This window comes from Pseudomonas sp. Soil_N_39 (genome assembly GCF_057655955.1).
Map to the genome: position 1 here is coordinate 334,102 of NZ_JBDGLI010000002.1, position 14,804 is coordinate 348,905.

The window sequence follows — 14,804 nt, forward strand, 5'->3', positions numbered from 1 at the left end:
TCCCAGGAACTTGCGATGAATACCGAAGGACTCTCCGAAGTTGCCGTAAAAGACGCTCAACCCGTGGTCGAGCAAGTTGCCGAAACGCCGCCGGAGCTGGAGCCTACTCCCCCGGCTGTCGTCGAGCCCATCCCGGCGCCGGCAATTGCCATTCCGAACCTGGATGACAGCAGCCTGTACATCCATCGCGAGCTGTCGCAACTGCAGTTCAACATCCGCGTGCTGGAGCAGGCGCTGGACGAGTCCTACCCGCTGCTGGAACGGCTGAAATTCCTGCTGATCTTTTCCAGCAACCTGGATGAGTTTTTCGAAATCCGCGTCGCCGGCCTGAAGAAGCAGATCACCTTCGCTCGTGAACAGGCGGGTGCCGACGGTTTGCAACCGCACCAGGCCCTGGCCCGCATCAGCGAACTGGTCCACGGCCATGTGGACCGCCAGTACGCGATCCTCAACGACATCTTGTTGCCGGAGCTGGAAAAGCACCAGGTGCGCTTCATCCGCCGCCGCAACTGGAACACCAAGATCAAGACCTGGGTGCGCCGCTATTTCCGCGACGAGATCGCGCCGATCATTACGCCGATCGGCCTCGATCCGACGCACCCGTTCCCGTTGCTGGTCAACAAGAGCCTGAACTTCATCGTCGAACTGGAAGGCATCGACGCCTTCGGTCGCGATTCCGGCCTGGCGATCATCCCGGCGCCACGCCTGTTGCCGCGCATCATCCGCGTGCCGGAAGACGTTGGCGGCCCTGGCGACAACTATGTGTTCCTGTCGTCGATGATCCACGCCCACGCCGATGACCTGTTCCAGGGCATGAAGGTGAAGGGGTGCTACCAGTTCCGTCTGACCCGTAACGCCGACTTGTCGGTGGACACCGAGGACGTCGAAGACCTGGCCCGCGCCTTGCGCGGCGAGCTGTTCTCCCGTCGCTACGGCGATGCGGTGCGCCTTGAGGTGGCCGACACCTGCCCGAAACACTTGTCCGACTACCTGCTCAAGCAGTTCAACCTGCACGAGACCGAGCTGTATCAGGTCAACGGTCCGGTCAACCTGACCCGACTGTTCAGCATCACCGGCCTGGACAGCCACCCGGAACTGCAATACCTGCCGTTCACGCCGCAGATCCCGAAACTGCTGCAAAACAGCGAGAATATTTTCAGCGTGATCAGCAAGCAGGACATCCTGCTGCTGCACCCGTTCGAGTCGTTCACGCCGGTGGTCGACCTGCTGCGCCAGGCCGCCAAGGACCCCCACGTCCTGGCGGTGCGCCAGACCCTGTACCGCAGTGGCGCCAACTCGGAAATTGTCGATGCCCTGGTGGACGCGGCGCGAAACGGCAAGGAAGTCACGGCGGTGATCGAATTGCGCGCCCGCTTCGATGAAGAATCGAACCTGCAACTGGCCAGCCGTTTGCAAGCGGCCGGCGCGGTGGTGATCTACGGCGTGGTCGGCTTCAAGACCCACGCCAAGATGATGCTCATCCTGCGTCGTGAGGCCGGTGAGATCGTGCGTTACGCCCACTTGGGCACCGGCAACTACCACGCCGCCAACGCCCGTCTGTACACCGACTACAGCCTGCTGACCTCTGACGATGCCTTGTGCGAAGACGTCGGCAAGCTGTTCAGCCAGTTGATCGGCATGGGCAAGACCCTGCGCATGAAGAAACTGCTGCACGCGCCGTTCACCCTGAAAAAGGGCATGCTCGACATGATCGCCCGGGAGACGCAGTTCGCCCTGGACGGCAAGCCGGCCCACATCATTGCCAAGTTCAACTCGCTGACCGACCCGAAGATCATTCGTGCGTTGTACAAGGCCAGCCAGTCGGGCGTGCGCATCGACCTGGTGGTGCGGGGCATGTGCTGCCTGCGGCCGGGCATCCCGGGGGTGTCCCACAACATCCATGTACGCTCGATCATCGGGCGGTTCCTGGAGCATACGCGGGTGTTCTACTTCCTCAACGGCGGTGAGGAGCAGATGTTCCTGTCCAGCGCCGACTGGATGGAGCGCAACCTCGACAAGCGGGTCGAGACCTGCTTCCCGGTGGAAGGCAAGAAGCTGATCCTGCGGGTCAAGAAGGAATTGGAAAGCTACCTCACCGACAACACCCACAGCTGGAGCCTGCAGTCGGATGGTCGCTACATCCGCAACACGCCGACCGGCAACCAGAACCCGCGCAGCGCCCAGGCGACCTTGCTGGAGCGCTTGAGCAGCCCGGTGTTGGCGGTTCGTTAAACGCTCGGAGACGAGCTTGGCTTTTGTGGCGAGGGAGCTTGCTGTGGCGAGGGGATTTATCCCCGTTGGGCTGCGAAGCAGCCCTAAAACCTGGCAGCGCGGTGTGTCAGATCTACTGAGCCCAACCTCCCTGGGGCTGCTTCGCAGCCCAGCGGGGATAAATCCCCTCGCCACAAGAGATCGGTGTTGTCGCTGGACTCAGTGAATGTTCAGCACAATCCCAACCCGGGTAAGCCAGTCGGCTTCCTGGGCGAAGTCGGCCTGGGTCAGCTGGTTCTCTTCCAGCCAGCCTTCAGGAAACAGCACATCCAGTTCATCGCCATCGGCCCGCAAGACGACCTGCGGCATTTCCTGGGTGCCACGGATGTGGTGGAACAGGATCGCAAAACGCAGCAGCACGCACAGGCGAATCAGCTTGATGCCGTCATCGCCGAACTCGGCGAATTTATCCTTGGGAATGTTGCGTCGATGGCCGCGCACCAATAGCGCGAGCATCTGCTGGTCTTCCCGGGAGAAACCCGCCAGGTCCGAGTGTTCGATCAGGTAGGCGCCATGCTTGTGGTAGTGATAGTGGGCAATGTCCAGGCCCACTTCATGGACCTTGGCGGCCCAGCCCAGCAATTCGCGCCAGACCCCGTCGTTCAAGTCCCAGTCGTCAGCCACCTGGTCGAAGGCATGCAGGGCTTTGCGTTCGACCCGTACAGCCTGCTCCAGGTCAACGTGATAACGCTCCATGAGCGAGCCCAGGGTGCGTTCACGCACGTCTTCGTGATGATGACGCCCCAGCAGGTCGTAGAGCACGCCTTCGCGCAGGGCGCCCTCGCAGTGGTCCATGCGTTGCAGTTCGAGGGCGTCGAAAATCGCTTCGAGGATCGCCAGGCCCGCCGGGAAAATCGCCCGGCGGTCGGGCTTGATGCCTTCGAAATCGATCTTGTCCGCTTCACCGAGCTTGAATACTCGGCGCTTGAGCCAGGCCAGGCCCTCGGCGTTGACCTCGCCGGTACCGTGGCCGCCCGCCTTGAGCGCCAGGCCGATGGCGCGAATGGTCCCCGAGGAGCCGATGGCTTCGTCCCAGGTCAGGCGGTGCAGGGCGTGTTCGATGCTCATGATTTCCAGGCGCGCCGCCGTGTAGGCCTGGGCGTAGCGGGCCGGGGTGATCTTGCCGTCGCGGAAATAGCGCTGGGTGTAGCTGACGCAGCCCATCTGCAGGCTTTCGCGCAGCAGCGGTTCGAAGCGCTGGCCAATGATGAATTCGGTACTGCCACCACCGATGTCCGCCACCAGGCGCTTGCCCGGGGTATCGGCCAGGGTGTGGGAAACGCCAAGGTAGATCAGGCGGGCTTCTTCACGGCCGGAGATGACTTCCACCGGATGGCCGAGGATCTCTTCGGCGCGACGGATGAACTCGCCACGGTTGCGCGCCTCACGCAGGGCGTTGGTGCCCACGATCCGCACCGCGCCCAGGGGCATACCGTTGATCAGTTGGGCAAACCGCTTGAGGCAATCGAGCCCGCGCTGGATGGATTCTTCGCTCAGTTGGCGTTCTTCGTCGATGCCGGCGGCCAACTGGACCTTCTCGCCGAGCCGCTCAAGAATGCGGATTTCCCCGTTCTGGGCCTTGGCGACGACCATGTGGAAGCTGTTGGAGCCCAGGTCGATGGCGGCGATCAGGGACAGATTCTTGGCTTGGGATGGCGGCATGGTCAAAAAGTCTCGGTCGATAACCTCGCCATCCTGCCACGATCGACGACCGCCGCCAACGGATGCTGCTGGGTTTCGGTCGGTGACGGTTTTGGATAGAAGCGATAATTACGCAGGAAAGTATTGTAGGAAAGTACCTATTGTTTTATGGGTGGTAGTAGTTTCCTACGATAAATGATGATGTTTCCTGCTTATCTTTAAGCGGCTTTTCCCGATACTTTCGCTCGGCAATTTCGCCGTGATGTTAGTTGTTGCGACTGTTGGGTTTCAGGAAGAAGTTCTGCCTGCTGAGTTAGGTGTGATAGGGGGAAGGAGTTCCCAGGCGTTGCATGATTAGCATCCAATTGATGCTATTTGAAGGAAATAGTAATGAAAAACAAATATGGTTTGGCGGCAATCACGCTTCTTGCATTGGCCTGCACCAATGCCCAGGCGGCTGACTTGCAAGTGACAGGTAGCATTGTTCCTGGCAGTTGCTCGCTGAATATTCCTACGTTGTCGGTCGATTATGGACGAATCGCTATCACGGATTTGAGCCCTGTCGATTACACCAAACTGAACAAACTGAATACGGCGTTCAACATCACCTGTGATGGACCGACACTTGTTGGTTTAACTGCTAGCGATAATCGGGCGGGCAGCAGAAAGCATGAAGCCATGGAAGTTATCAATCCTGGCCTTGCTCATCCGCTCAATAGCTTCGGGTTGGGGACAAACGCGGATGGCGATAAAATTGGCGCCTATAGCCTGCATGTGCGTAACTATTCGGTGGACGGAGGCACTGACTTCAAAACCATCCTGTCCGGAACTTCGTCGGCTTGGATCGGCGCTCAAGATTTTCTCCGTAGCGTGCCCCAATACGTTCTCACGTGGTCTCCAAATAGCGTCACTAGCCCGCACCTTTTGACATCTGTCACAGGTGAGTTGGAAATCGAAGCAGCGATCAACAATACAACCGAACTGGTTGTGCGCGATGACCTGCAAATAGATGGCAGCGCAACGCTGGAACTGAACTACATCTGATGTTATTGCCAGCCCCGATCCCGGGGCTGGCTCTTTGCTGGATATATTAGCTCTGCACGGCTGATCGATGCTGACGAAGGAAAGGTCAGGCGTCAGGCTGTGGCCGTTTCGAGCTTTTTATTCAGATCCTATGTATCGCTCCATGAACTTAGATTCGTGGCGGGAGAGTGTGCCTTGGATTTTTTACTGAAACTTGGATTTGCTTTGCGTGCAGCGCTGTACCTGGGTTGTTTTGTTTGCGGCTCGGCGATGGCTGCCGGCATGCAACCGGAAACCACGGTGGTTATCTTTTATGAAGAGCATGGCGAGGCCAATATCAACCTCACCAATACCGATGCCGGCCCAGCGCTGCTTCATTCAAAGATTGAACACATACCGGAAGACGCCGAGCTGTCGGTGATCGTGACGCCGCCCATCATGCGGGTCGATGCCGGTGAAACGCAGTTGGTTCGTTTGATCGGGGCCTTCAAGGAGCCGCTCAAGACCCAGCGTCTCAAGCGTGTCACTTTCGAAGGGATCCCGCAGAAGAAATCCGATGGCGGTGCCACGGTGGGCATCAACATTCGCCATAACTTGCCGGTGATCATCCATCCCAAGGGTTTGCCTCGGCATCAGGCGCCCTGGGAACTCTTGAAATGGACAGTCGACGGGGAAAACCTGGCGGTGCAGAACGACAGCCCCTACGTCGTGCGCTTGTCGGAGCGGGTGCATCTGAACCCACCGAACACCTCGGTTTCCCTGCCCCGCACCTATATCTTGCCGGGCGAGACCCTGACGGCCGCGCTCAAGGAGGCTGTGCCCGAGCTCACGTCGGTCACGATCCAGCCCGCGACGCTGTATGGGTTTGCGATTGGCAATTTTGATGCGCCGGTCGTGAGTCGATGATGAAGGTCATGTACGCGGCGCCGCGCCTTATCGTACGCAACAGCGGTCTTCGGTGGGTTTGCGGATGGACGGGCAAACGACTCTGGTCACGCAAGTGGATCTTGTCCGCAGCGATCTGGTGCGGGACCGATGGCTATGTGCTCGCGCAGGAACAAGAGGCTCAGTTCGATGCCTCGATACTCTCTTCCCGAGGCGTCGACCCGGGTGTTTCAGACTATTTCCGTACCGCGCCGCGTTTTCACGAGGGCACGCGTGTCGTGAGCCTGCGGCTCAACGGCAATCAACTCGGGTTGACCGAGGCGCAATTCGATCGCGATGGTGAGCTGTGCTTTACCCAAGGTTTGTTGGAGAAGGCCGGTTTGCGCGTGCCTGCTGCAATGATCAACCACGGGGAAGGGGAAGCACCGACCTGCCATGACTTCCTTGCGCAATACCCCAATACGGTCGTGAGCCTGCGCCCCAATCGCGAAGAGGTCGCACTGGTGGTCCCGAGCGAGGCCTTTCGAGAGCCGGGGCTGAGCGAGGAAATGTTCTCCCGGGGTGGCCTGGCAGGGCTGCTCAACTACGATGTGCTGGGCCTGGAAAGCCAATCGCGTTCAGGCGGCGCAAACCGTTATCTCTCCCTGGCCACGGAAGCCGGCTTCAATCTGGGGGACTGGATTGTCCGCAGTCGCCAGCTTTACACCTCGATCAACGGGGTGCAGCGCAGCGAGCATCTGTACGCCTATGCCCAGCGCGACCTGCTGCCTTTGCAATCGACTTTCCAGGTCGGACAGCTTTCCAGCAACAGTCCGGTGTTCGGTGGTGTGCAGTTCTCCGGTCTGCAGTTCTTTCCCGACGGCGTGAAGCGCGGCGGTGGCGCCAGTGGTGCCGTGGTGGAAGGGTTGGCCTTTAGTCAGTCCCGGGTGGAGGTCCGTCAGTCCGGTGCGTTGATTTACACAACGCTGGTGCCGGAAGGCCCCTTCACCCTCAGCAATTTGCCGCTCCTCAACGGCACCAGCGATCTTGAAGTGAGCGTGATCGAAGACAGTGGCGCAGAGCAGCGTTTTGTCGTGCCGGCGGCGTCGTTCCGGGGCACGGTTCCCGTTCAGTCGGGTTATTACCTTTCCCTGGGCCAGGTGCGTGGGTCAGGAGAAAGCGAGGGCGAGCAACCGTTGCTGGCGATGGGTAGCGCAAGCTGGGGGCTGGGGCAGAGCTCGGCGCTCAGCAGCGGCCTGGTGGGTGCGCAGACGTATCAGGCGATGGGGCTTGGGCTCGATACCCGACCACTGGCGAACCTTTCGGTTGGTGCGCGCAGCAACGTCTCCCATGACAAGGCCAGCGGCAGGTCCGGTGCGCGCAGCAGTCTTTCCCTGGGCACGGCGCTGGCCGACAACCTCGACCTGACACTCAGCGCCACCCGACAGACGCAGGGCTACCGCGAAGTTTCAGAGATTCGTTACGTCGACAAAAATACCGAGCGGGATGATTTTCTGGCGTCGCGCTTCAAGAACCAATACACGGCCGGACTCAGCTGGTTCGATCCGGCGTTGGGTGGTTTCTCGGTGGGTTACTCCCAATCGTCGCAATTCGATGACCAGACGTACGCGCGCTTGTACGGCTCCTGGAGCAAATCGTTCAAGCATGCCAGCGTGAGTGCCCACATTGATTCGGCGGTGGGCACATCAGGGTCATACGACGAGGGTGTGTCGGTACGCCTGCAGGTCAGCGTACCGCTGGGCAAGGACCGCCGCGCCCGTTCCTCTCTAAGGCATCAGGGCAGCCGTTCGACCCTGGCGGCCGCCTACAGCGAGCGCGTCAACGAATACCTCAACTATGAGGTGGGGACCGAGCAAGGACTTAACCATCCGCAATCCCTGACGCGAGGCAGTGTCAACGCGACGCCACGTTATGCGCAGGTCGGGCTGGCGGCCAGTCAAGACCGTTTCAGCACTAATTACAGTGGCTACCTCAAAGGTGGTGTCGTAGCGCATGGACAAGGGGTGACTTTTTCCCCTTACCGGGTCCAGGAAACATTCGGCGTCGTTTCCTTGGGGGGTGTTCCAGGGGCCAGGATCAGCACACCGCAAGGCCCGGTATGGACGGACGCGAAAGGGCAGGCGGTCATCGCCAGTTTGCCCGCCTACAACAACAGTCGTCTCCAAGTGGACACCCGGTCGCTGCCCAAGCGCGTGGATATCCAGAACGGCACCAAGGTCCTGAGCGCCGGACGCGGTTCATTCAATGCCGTCGACTTCTCGGTGGTCAATGTTCGCAGGCTGTTGCTGCATGCCCGCGACGAAGGCGGTCAGGCGCTGCCGCAGGGTGTCTCGGTACTGGCTGAAAATGACGACTTCCTGACCAGCGTGGCTGGCGACGGCATGATTTTCCTTGGCGACATCGATGGGCAGCAGGCCCTGAAAGTTGCGTTGTCCGGAGCCAGGACCTGCCAGCTTCAATTCGAACTGATGGAGAACAACGATGAAGATCTTCCCTATGAGACCGCTTCGGCGGTATGCCGTGACCTTCAGTCAAATGAGGCACTGGCGACTGCCGAGGAACCTGAGTTGCCTGAGTTGCTTGATGCTGATGCTGATGCTGACGAACCCAGCGAAAGCTGAACAATGCAGTGTGTCGCTGAGCCAGGATCGGATCGATTATGGTCGCCTGCACTCCGGCGAGCTGCTTGTCGAGCAGCCGGGCCAGGCTGAACTGGCGCTCGGCAAGCGAACCCTGAACCTGAGTGTGGTCTGTCCCCAGCCCACCGCGATGGCTTTGCGTTTCGACAGCCCTGGCGCCGGCCCCGAAGCCTTCAGCCTGGGGCTCCACGGCAGTTTCACGCTAGGCCTCAAGCAGCCCCGGCTGGACGGGCAGGCCGTCGAACTGTTCCAAGGACGTGCGCGTTCCCTGGAGCAGGGCAGCCGTCTGTTGCCTGGCCAGACCCTGGTCGCCCGGCAGGGCGGTGTACCCATCCAGGGGCGGATGTTTACGGCGCAAGTCGAGATCGAGACCTACTTGCCAGCCAGTGCGACCCGGGTGCGTGATGAAACCTTGATTGACGGTCGTGGCCGCTTCGAGCTGGTCCCCGGCCACTGAACGTCACGCCGCCGGTTCCACGGTACCGATGAAGTTCGCCAATTCGGCCGTCTGCGGATCGGCGAACAGCACCTTGGGATCGCCCACCTCATGCACCTTGCCCTGGTGCATGAACACCAGTTTGTCGCCCACTTCCCGGGCGAAGCGCATTTCGTGGGTGACCATGATCAGGGTCATGCCTTCCTTGGCCAGTTGCCGCACCACGCTGAGCACTTCGTTGACCAGTTCCGGGTCCAGGGCCGAGGTGATTTCGTCGCACAGCAGCACTTTCGGCGACATCGCCAGGGCGCGGGCAATCGCCACCCGTTGCTGCTGGCCGCCGGACAACCGGTCGGGGAAGGCATCGAATTTCTCGCCAAGCCCGACCCGTTCCAACATCTGCCGCGCCAGCACGGCCGCCTTGGCCTTGGGCACTTTTTGCACAACCTGCGGCGCCAGCATCACGTTCTCGCCCACCGTCAGGTGCGGGAACAGGTTGAACTGCTGGAACACCATCCCGACTTTCTGCCGCAGGCTGCGCAGGTCGGCGCGGGCGGCATCGAGGTATTCGCCGTCGACTTCGATCACGCCATCGTTGATCGATTCCAGGCCATTGAGGGTGCGCAGCAAGGTGGACTTGCCCGAGCCGCTGCGGCCGATGATCGCCACCACCTGGCCTTCCTCGACGCTCAGGTCGATGCCTTTGAGCACGTGATGATCGCCGTAGTATTTATGCAGGGCAGTAATTCTAAGCAGAGGCATGCAGTCTCCTTTCCAGGTAGCGCGCACTGAGGGACAAGGGGTAGCAGAGCAGGAAGTAACCGAGGGCGACCAGGCCGTAGACCATGAATGGCTCAAAGGTGGCGTTGGCGAGCATGCCGCCGGTCTTGGTCAGTTCGGTGAAGCCAATGATCGAAGTGACGGCGGTGCCTTTGACCACCTGCACGGAAAAGCCCACGGTCGGTGCCACGGCGATGCGCAGGGCCTGGGGCAGGATCACGTAACGCAACTGTTCCAGCGGGTTGAGGGCCAGGCTCGCCGAAGCTTCCCACTGGCCGTGGGAAATCGAGTCGACACAACCGCGCCAGATCTCCGCCAGGTAGGCGCTGGTAAACAGCGTCAAGGCAATGGCCGCCGCCATCCACGGGGAAATCTCTACTCCGGCCAGGGCCACGCCGAAGAACACCAGGAACAGCTGCATCAACAGCGGCGTGCCTTGGAACAGCTCGATGTAGGTGCGGGCGATGTTACGGGGCAGGGCGCTTTTGGAGATGCGCAGCACCATCACCAGCAAGCCGATCACACCGCCGCCGATAAACGCCACCAGCGACAGCGCCAGGGTCCATTGCAGGCCGGTGAGCAGGTTGCGCACCACGTCCCAGAAAGTGAAATCGCTCATGGGCGGCTCCCGGTGCTGCTCTTGTACAGGCAGCGACGACCCACCCAGTTGAGGAACTGGCGGATCAACAGCGCCATGCACAAGTAGATGAGCGTGGTCAGGGCGTAGGTTTCGAACGCGCGGAAGTTGCGCGACTGGATGAAGTTGGCGGCAAAGCTCAACTCTTCGGTGGCGATCTGCGAACAGACCGCCGATCCGAGCATCACGATGATGATCTGGCTGCTCAGGGCCGGCCAGACCTTGCCCAATGCCGGCAGCAGCACCACGTAGCGCAAGGCTTCGAAGCGGCTCATCGCCAGGGCCGCGGCCGCTTCGAGTTGCCCCCGGGGGATGGCCTGGATACCGGCGCGGATGATCTCGGTGGAGTAGGCGCCGAGGTTGATCACCATCGCCAGCACCGCCGCCTGCCATTCGGAGATCTGCAGGCCCAGGGATGGCAAACCGAAGAAGATGAAAAACAACTGCACCAGGAACGGCGTGTTGCGGATCAATTCCACGTACACACCGAAGATCGCCGCGAATGGACGAATGTTCCAGGCCCGCACCACGGCCCCGACAATGCCCAGGCCGACCCCGAGCAACGTGCCAATGGCGGTCAGTTCCAGGGTGAACAGCGCGCCGCGCAACAGCAGCTCGGTGTTTTGCACCACCGGCAGAAAATCGAACTGATAAGCCATGCTCAGCCTCTCAAGCGACGGTCAGAGATCGGCCGGCAGCGGCTGCTTGAGCCAGGTCTGGGAATTCTTCTCCAGGCTGCCATCGGTCTTGGCGGTGGCGAGGATCTGGTTGACCTTGTCCAGCAGCGCCGGCTCGTTCTTGTTCACGCCCACGTACACCGGCGAGTCCTTGAGTTTCACCTTCAACGCCGGGACGCGCTTGGGGTTGCGTTCGCTGATGGCGACCATCACCACGTTGCCGCTGGCGATCAGGTCCACCTGGCCGGCCAGGTAGGCGGCGATGGTCGAGTTGTTGTCTTCGAAGCGCTTGATGGTGGTGCCTTCGGGGGCGACTTTGCTCAGTTCGATGTCTTCGATGGCGCCACGGGTGACGCTGATGGTCTTGCCCTTGAGGTCGTCCAGGGTGTTGATGGCGGCATCAGGTGGACCGAACACGGCCAGGTAGAACGGCGCGTAGGCGCTGGAGAAGTCGATGACTTTTTCGCGCTCCGGGTTCTTGCCCAGGCTGGAAATCACCAGGTCGACCTTACCGGTGGTCAGGAAGGGGATGCGGTTGGTGCTGTTGACCGGCGTCAGTTCAAGCTTGACCTTGAGCTGGTCGGCCAGCAGTTTTGCGGTGTCGATGTCCAGGCCGCGGGGTTTCATGTCCGGGCCGACCGAACCGAATGGCGGGAAGTCCTGGGGCACGGCGACCTTGAGGGTGCCCCGCTTGACCACGTCGTCCAGGCCGTCGGCATGGGCGGGCAACTGACTAAGCATCAGGCTGGCAAACAGGGCTGTGAGCAGGACGCTGCAACGCTGAATCATGGCGAATCTCCGCAATCGGTGATGTGATTTCTGCGTTCGGACAGAGCACAGGCCATGCCAAGGCGACTTTCCATCGGCCGAAGCCACGGTTTTGCTGGTGGGGAGCGGTCTTACTGGTCTGAACAGTTGTGCCGCGTTTCGCACCGTTATCGGGCGTCGGCATTTGTCGCCGAACCCTGCTGGGGCACGACTTGCCGGGGGCGGCGAATAGCTTTACAACTAGCCGCTCACTGGCCCGGTTCGTCTGAAAAATCATGAATTCCATCGCTCGTGCCGTTCCTGAAGTGGCCCTGCAAGCCATCCGCAAACTGATCGTCGATGAAGGCTTCGGCCCGGGCGATGCGCTGCCGTCGCAACGGGACCTGGCGCTGCAACTGGGCGTGAGCCGGGCGTCGCTGCGCGAAGCGCTGTCCTCCCTGAGTGCCTTGGGCATGATCAGCGTGCAGCCGGGCAAGGGGGTGTTCGTGCAGGCACCGGTAGAGGCTCCACGCGGCGAGTCGGCGCCGGGCTGGCCGTTCGCGGCCCAGGTCTCGCCGGTGGATATCTTCCAGTTGCGCTACGCCCTGGAGGGCTTTGCGGCGGGGTTGGCTGCAGTGACACTCAGCGCCGATGAGCTCGACCGGCTGCAAGACAATGTCGAAGCCATGCGTCGGGAATTGAAGGTCGGGGATTTCGACGCCGCCGCGCGGCTGGATTTCGAATTCCATCGGCGCATCCTGCTGGCCAGCGGTAACCAGGCGATGTTGAGCATCCTCACCGCCAGCGCTGACATCTTCCTGGAAAGCCAGAAGCTACCGTTCATCCGGGCGGAGCGGGCGATGGAAACCTGGCAGGAGCATCGCAAGATCCTTCGCGCCCTGGCCCGTCGGGCGTCAGGCGCCGCGCAAAAAGCCATGCAGGAACATGTACGTAACGCTGCGCTGCGTACCGGAATTTCCTTCGTGGCGCCTGTGGCCTCGTGACTTGAGCTATACCCAAATACATCTGCCGCCATAGCGAGACTCAATCAACTCAAGCTTCCTGAACCTGGGAAGGGCAGCTATGATGGGCCACGTTTTTTTGCTGATTACCCCGGAGATTTCCATGAGCAGCGATCTGATCAAACACGTTAGCGACGCTAGCTTCGAAGCTGACGTACTCAAGGCCGAAGGCGCAGTGCTGGTCGACTATTGGGCTGAGTGGTGCGGTCCCTGCAAAATGATCGCCCCGGTCCTGGACGAGATTGCCGAGACCTACAAGGGCAAGCTGACCGTTGCCAAGCTGAACATCGACGAGAACCAGGAGACTCCGGCCAAGCACGGTGTGCGTGGTATCCCGACCCTGATGCTGTTCAAGAACGGCAACGTCGAAGCCACCAAGGTCGGTGCGCTGTCGAAGTCGCAACTGGCCGCTTTCCTCGACGCCAACATCTAAGCGCCGAATGCCATTGAAAAAGCCCCGCAAATCGCGGGGCTTTTTCGTTATTCAGGGCTAGACGCTCGTAAACCCAGGTGTTACATTCGGCCCCGCACTGGTTTCTCCATTGCCCCCTGCAAGCCGTCGCCGACGCTCTCCTTTCGAATAAGTACGCGATCCTGTCGCCTTCTCCGCGGCGCGGCCTCATTAAGCCAAAAGCTTAATTTCCCCCCTCCATAAATGATTACGTCATTCCTATATGAATCTGACTGAACTCAAGCAAAAGCCGATTACCGAACTGCTCGAATTGGCCGAACAGATGGGCATAGAAAATATGGCCCGTTCGCGCAAGCAGGACGTGATTTTCTCCCTGCTCAAGAAGCACGCGAAAAGCGGCGAGGAAATCTCCGGTGATGGCGTGCTGGAGATTCTCCAGGACGGCTTCGGCTTCCTTCGCTCCGCAGACGCTTCCTATCTCGCCGGCCCAGACGATATCTACGTCTCGCCGAGCCAGATCCGTCGCTTCAACTTGCGCACCGGTGACACCATCGTTGGCAAGATCCGCCCTCCGAAGGAAGGCGAGCGTTACTTCGCCCTGCTCAAGGTCGACACGATCAACTACGACCGTCCGGAAAACGCGAAGAACAAGATTCTCTTCGAGAACCTGACCCCGCTGTTCCCGACCGTGCGCATGAAGATGGAAGCCGGCAACGGTTCCACCGAAGACCTCACCGGTCGTGTCATCGACCTGTGCGCACCCATCGGCAAAGGCCAGCGCGGCCTGATCGTGGCGCCGCCGAAAGCGGGCAAGACGATCATGCTGCAGAACATCGCGGCCAACATCGCCCGTAACAACCCTGAAGTTCATCTGATCGTGCTGCTGATCGACGAACGTCCGGAAGAAGTGACCGAGATGCAGCGCACCGTGCGCGGCGAAGTGGTCGCCTCGACCTTCGACGAGCCGCCGACCCGCCACGTGCAGGTTGCCGAAATGGTGATCGAGAAGGCCAAGCGCCTGGTCGAACACAAGAAAGACGTGGTGATCCTGCTGGACTCCATCACCCGTTTGGCCCGTGCCTACAACACTGTGATCCCGAGTTCCGGCAAGGTGCTGACCGGTGGTGTCGATGCCCACGCCCTGGAAAAACCCAAGCGTTTCTTCGGCGCCGCGCGGAACATCGAGGAAGGCGGCTCGCTGACCATCATCGCCACCGCACTGGTTGAAACCGGTTCGAAGATGGACGAAGTGATCTACGAGGAATTCAAGGGCACCGGCAACATGGAGCTGCCCCTGGATCGTCGTATCGCCGAAAAGCGTGTGTTCCCGGCCATCAACATCAACCGTTCCGGCACGCGCCGCGAAGAGTTGCTGACCGCCGACGACGAATTGCAGCGCATGTGGATCCTGCGCAAGCTGCTGCATCCGATGGATGAAGTCGCCGCCATCGAGTTCCTGGTCGACAAGCTGAAAACGACCAAGACCAACGATGAGTTCTTCCTGTCGATGAAGCGCAAGTAACACGAAGCAACGCTTCAAAAAAAGAGCGCCCCTGACCGGGCGCTCTTTTTTGGGCTGGATTTATATCAAGGCAGACAACTTTTTGCAGGCTGGCAGTGTCCTTGTTGTGGCA

At 60.4% G+C, this 14,804-nt stretch carries 13 protein-coding genes; 8 read left to right on the forward strand and 5 right to left on the reverse strand.

Going from position 1 to position 14,804, the window contains the following annotated elements; all coding sequences use genetic code 11:
* Positions 1-15 precede the first annotated feature (15 nt).
* Positions 16-2,232 carry a polyphosphate kinase 1 gene (gene ppk1 / locus AC3A5O_RS03810; protein ID WP_487752861.1) on the forward strand — a complete coding sequence of 739 codons (2,217 nt, stop codon included), beginning with the start codon at positions 16-18 and terminating at the stop codon, positions 2,230-2,232.
* A gap of 198 nt (positions 2,233-2,430) precedes the next feature.
* On the opposite strand, the gene ppx is transcribed toward ppk1, so the two are convergent.
* Complete coding sequence (gene ppx, locus AC3A5O_RS03815) at positions 2,431-3,933, reverse strand: exopolyphosphatase (protein ID WP_460081195.1); 1,503 nt, start codon at positions 3,931-3,933, stop codon at positions 2,431-2,433.
* A gap of 369 nt (positions 3,934-4,302) precedes the next feature.
* Between ppx and AC3A5O_RS03820 the strand changes: the two genes are divergently transcribed.
* The 4 genes from AC3A5O_RS03820 to AC3A5O_RS03835 all read left to right on the forward strand — a co-directional run bounded on the left by AC3A5O_RS03820 (position 4,303) and on the right by AC3A5O_RS03835 (position 8,916).
* Positions 4,303-4,956 carry a DUF1120 domain-containing protein gene (locus tag AC3A5O_RS03820; RefSeq protein ID WP_305468802.1) on the forward strand — a complete coding sequence of 218 codons (654 nt, stop codon included), beginning with the start codon at positions 4,303-4,305 and terminating at the stop codon, positions 4,954-4,956.
* Between the two features lie 222 nt (positions 4,957-5,178).
* Positions 5,179-5,841, forward strand: a complete 663-nt coding sequence (locus tag AC3A5O_RS03825; RefSeq protein WP_487752898.1) for a fimbria/pilus chaperone family protein — start codon at positions 5,179-5,181, stop codon at positions 5,839-5,841.
* An 8-nt stretch (positions 5,842-5,849) separates the two neighbouring features.
* The gene (locus tag AC3A5O_RS03830; RefSeq protein WP_487752899.1) at positions 5,850-8,441 is read left to right on the forward strand and encodes a fimbria/pilus outer membrane usher protein; all 2,592 of its coding nucleotides are present in this window, start codon (positions 5,850-5,852) and stop codon (positions 8,439-8,441) included.
* Positions 8,404-8,916 carry a DUF1120 domain-containing protein gene (locus AC3A5O_RS03835; protein WP_487752862.1) on the forward strand — a complete coding sequence of 171 codons (513 nt, stop codon included), beginning with the start codon at positions 8,404-8,406 and terminating at the stop codon, positions 8,914-8,916. Before AC3A5O_RS03830 ends, AC3A5O_RS03835 begins: the two co-directional genes overlap by 38 nt.
* A 3-nt stretch (positions 8,917-8,919) precedes the next feature.
* Here AC3A5O_RS03835 and AC3A5O_RS03840 read toward each other — a convergent pair whose 3' ends face one another.
* The 4 genes from AC3A5O_RS03840 to AC3A5O_RS03855 are packed head-to-tail and all read right to left on the reverse strand — an operon-like array spanning position 8,920 to position 11,778.
* Positions 8,920-9,657 carry an amino acid ABC transporter ATP-binding protein gene (locus AC3A5O_RS03840; RefSeq protein WP_024619803.1) on the reverse strand — a complete coding sequence of 246 codons (738 nt, stop codon included), beginning with the start codon at positions 9,655-9,657 and terminating at the stop codon, positions 8,920-8,922.
* Positions 9,644-10,294, reverse strand: a complete 651-nt coding sequence (locus tag AC3A5O_RS03845; RefSeq protein ID WP_077507224.1) for an amino acid ABC transporter permease — start codon at positions 10,292-10,294, stop codon at positions 9,644-9,646. Before AC3A5O_RS03845 ends, AC3A5O_RS03840 begins: the two co-directional genes overlap by 14 nt.
* A complete protein-coding gene (locus tag AC3A5O_RS03850; RefSeq protein WP_305468799.1) occupies positions 10,291-10,971 on the reverse strand; it encodes an amino acid ABC transporter permease in 681 nt (226 codons plus the stop codon). The genes AC3A5O_RS03845 and AC3A5O_RS03850 overlap by 4 nt, the downstream gene beginning before the upstream one ends.
* Positions 10,972-10,992: 21 nt before the next feature.
* A complete protein-coding gene (locus AC3A5O_RS03855) occupies positions 10,993-11,778 on the reverse strand; it encodes a transporter substrate-binding domain-containing protein (protein WP_305468798.1) in 786 nt (261 codons plus the stop codon).
* A 254-nt stretch (positions 11,779-12,032) separates the two neighbouring features.
* Between AC3A5O_RS03855 and AC3A5O_RS03860 the strand changes: the two genes are divergently transcribed.
* The 3 genes from AC3A5O_RS03860 (at position 12,033) to rho (ending at position 14,692) form a co-directional block, all read left to right on the forward strand.
* Complete coding sequence (locus tag AC3A5O_RS03860) at positions 12,033-12,740, forward strand: FadR/GntR family transcriptional regulator (protein WP_122567498.1); 708 nt, start codon at positions 12,033-12,035, stop codon at positions 12,738-12,740.
* 121 nt (positions 12,741-12,861) lie between these two features.
* Positions 12,862-13,191 (forward strand): thioredoxin TrxA, encoded by a 330-nt coding sequence (gene trxA / locus AC3A5O_RS03865; RefSeq protein WP_003206727.1) that lies wholly within the window; start codon positions 12,862-12,864, stop codon positions 13,189-13,191.
* Positions 13,192-13,432: 241 nt separating this feature from the next.
* Entirely contained in the window at positions 13,433-14,692 is a 1,260-nt protein-coding gene (rho, locus tag AC3A5O_RS03870; RefSeq protein ID WP_046039047.1) for a transcription termination factor Rho, read from the forward strand.
* Positions 14,693-14,804: the final 112 nt, after the last annotated feature.

Bases quoted from the DNA above. Each gene is read 5' to 3' on its own strand.
- ppk1 (WP_487752861.1), top strand. From the start codon at position 16: ATGAATACCGAAGGACTCTCCGAAGTTGCCGTAAAAGACGCTCAACCC.
- ppx (WP_460081195.1), bottom strand. From the start codon at position 3,933: ATGCCGCCATCCCAAGCCAAGAATCTGTCCCTGATCGCCGCCATCGAC.
- AC3A5O_RS03820 (WP_305468802.1), top strand. From the start codon at position 4,303: ATGAAAAACAAATATGGTTTGGCGGCAATCACGCTTCTTGCATTGGCC.
- AC3A5O_RS03830 (WP_487752899.1), top strand. From the start codon at position 5,850: ATGTACGCGGCGCCGCGCCTTATCGTACGCAACAGCGGTCTTCGGTGG.
- AC3A5O_RS03835 (WP_487752862.1), top strand. From the start codon at position 8,404: ATGCTGATGCTGATGCTGACGAACCCAGCGAAAGCTGAACAATGCAGT.
- AC3A5O_RS03840 (WP_024619803.1), bottom strand. From the start codon at position 9,657: ATGCCTCTGCTTAGAATTACTGCCCTGCATAAATACTACGGCGATCAT.
- AC3A5O_RS03845 (WP_077507224.1), bottom strand. From the start codon at position 10,294: ATGAGCGATTTCACTTTCTGGGACGTGGTGCGCAACCTGCTCACCGGC.
- AC3A5O_RS03850 (WP_305468799.1), bottom strand. From the start codon at position 10,971: ATGGCTTATCAGTTCGATTTTCTGCCGGTGGTGCAAAACACCGAGCTG.
- AC3A5O_RS03855 (WP_305468798.1), bottom strand. From the start codon at position 11,778: ATGATTCAGCGTTGCAGCGTCCTGCTCACAGCCCTGTTTGCCAGCCTG.
- AC3A5O_RS03860 (WP_122567498.1), top strand. From the start codon at position 12,033: ATGAATTCCATCGCTCGTGCCGTTCCTGAAGTGGCCCTGCAAGCCATC.
- trxA (WP_003206727.1), top strand. From the start codon at position 12,862: ATGAGCAGCGATCTGATCAAACACGTTAGCGACGCTAGCTTCGAAGCT.
- rho (WP_046039047.1), top strand. From the start codon at position 13,433: ATGAATCTGACTGAACTCAAGCAAAAGCCGATTACCGAACTGCTCGAA.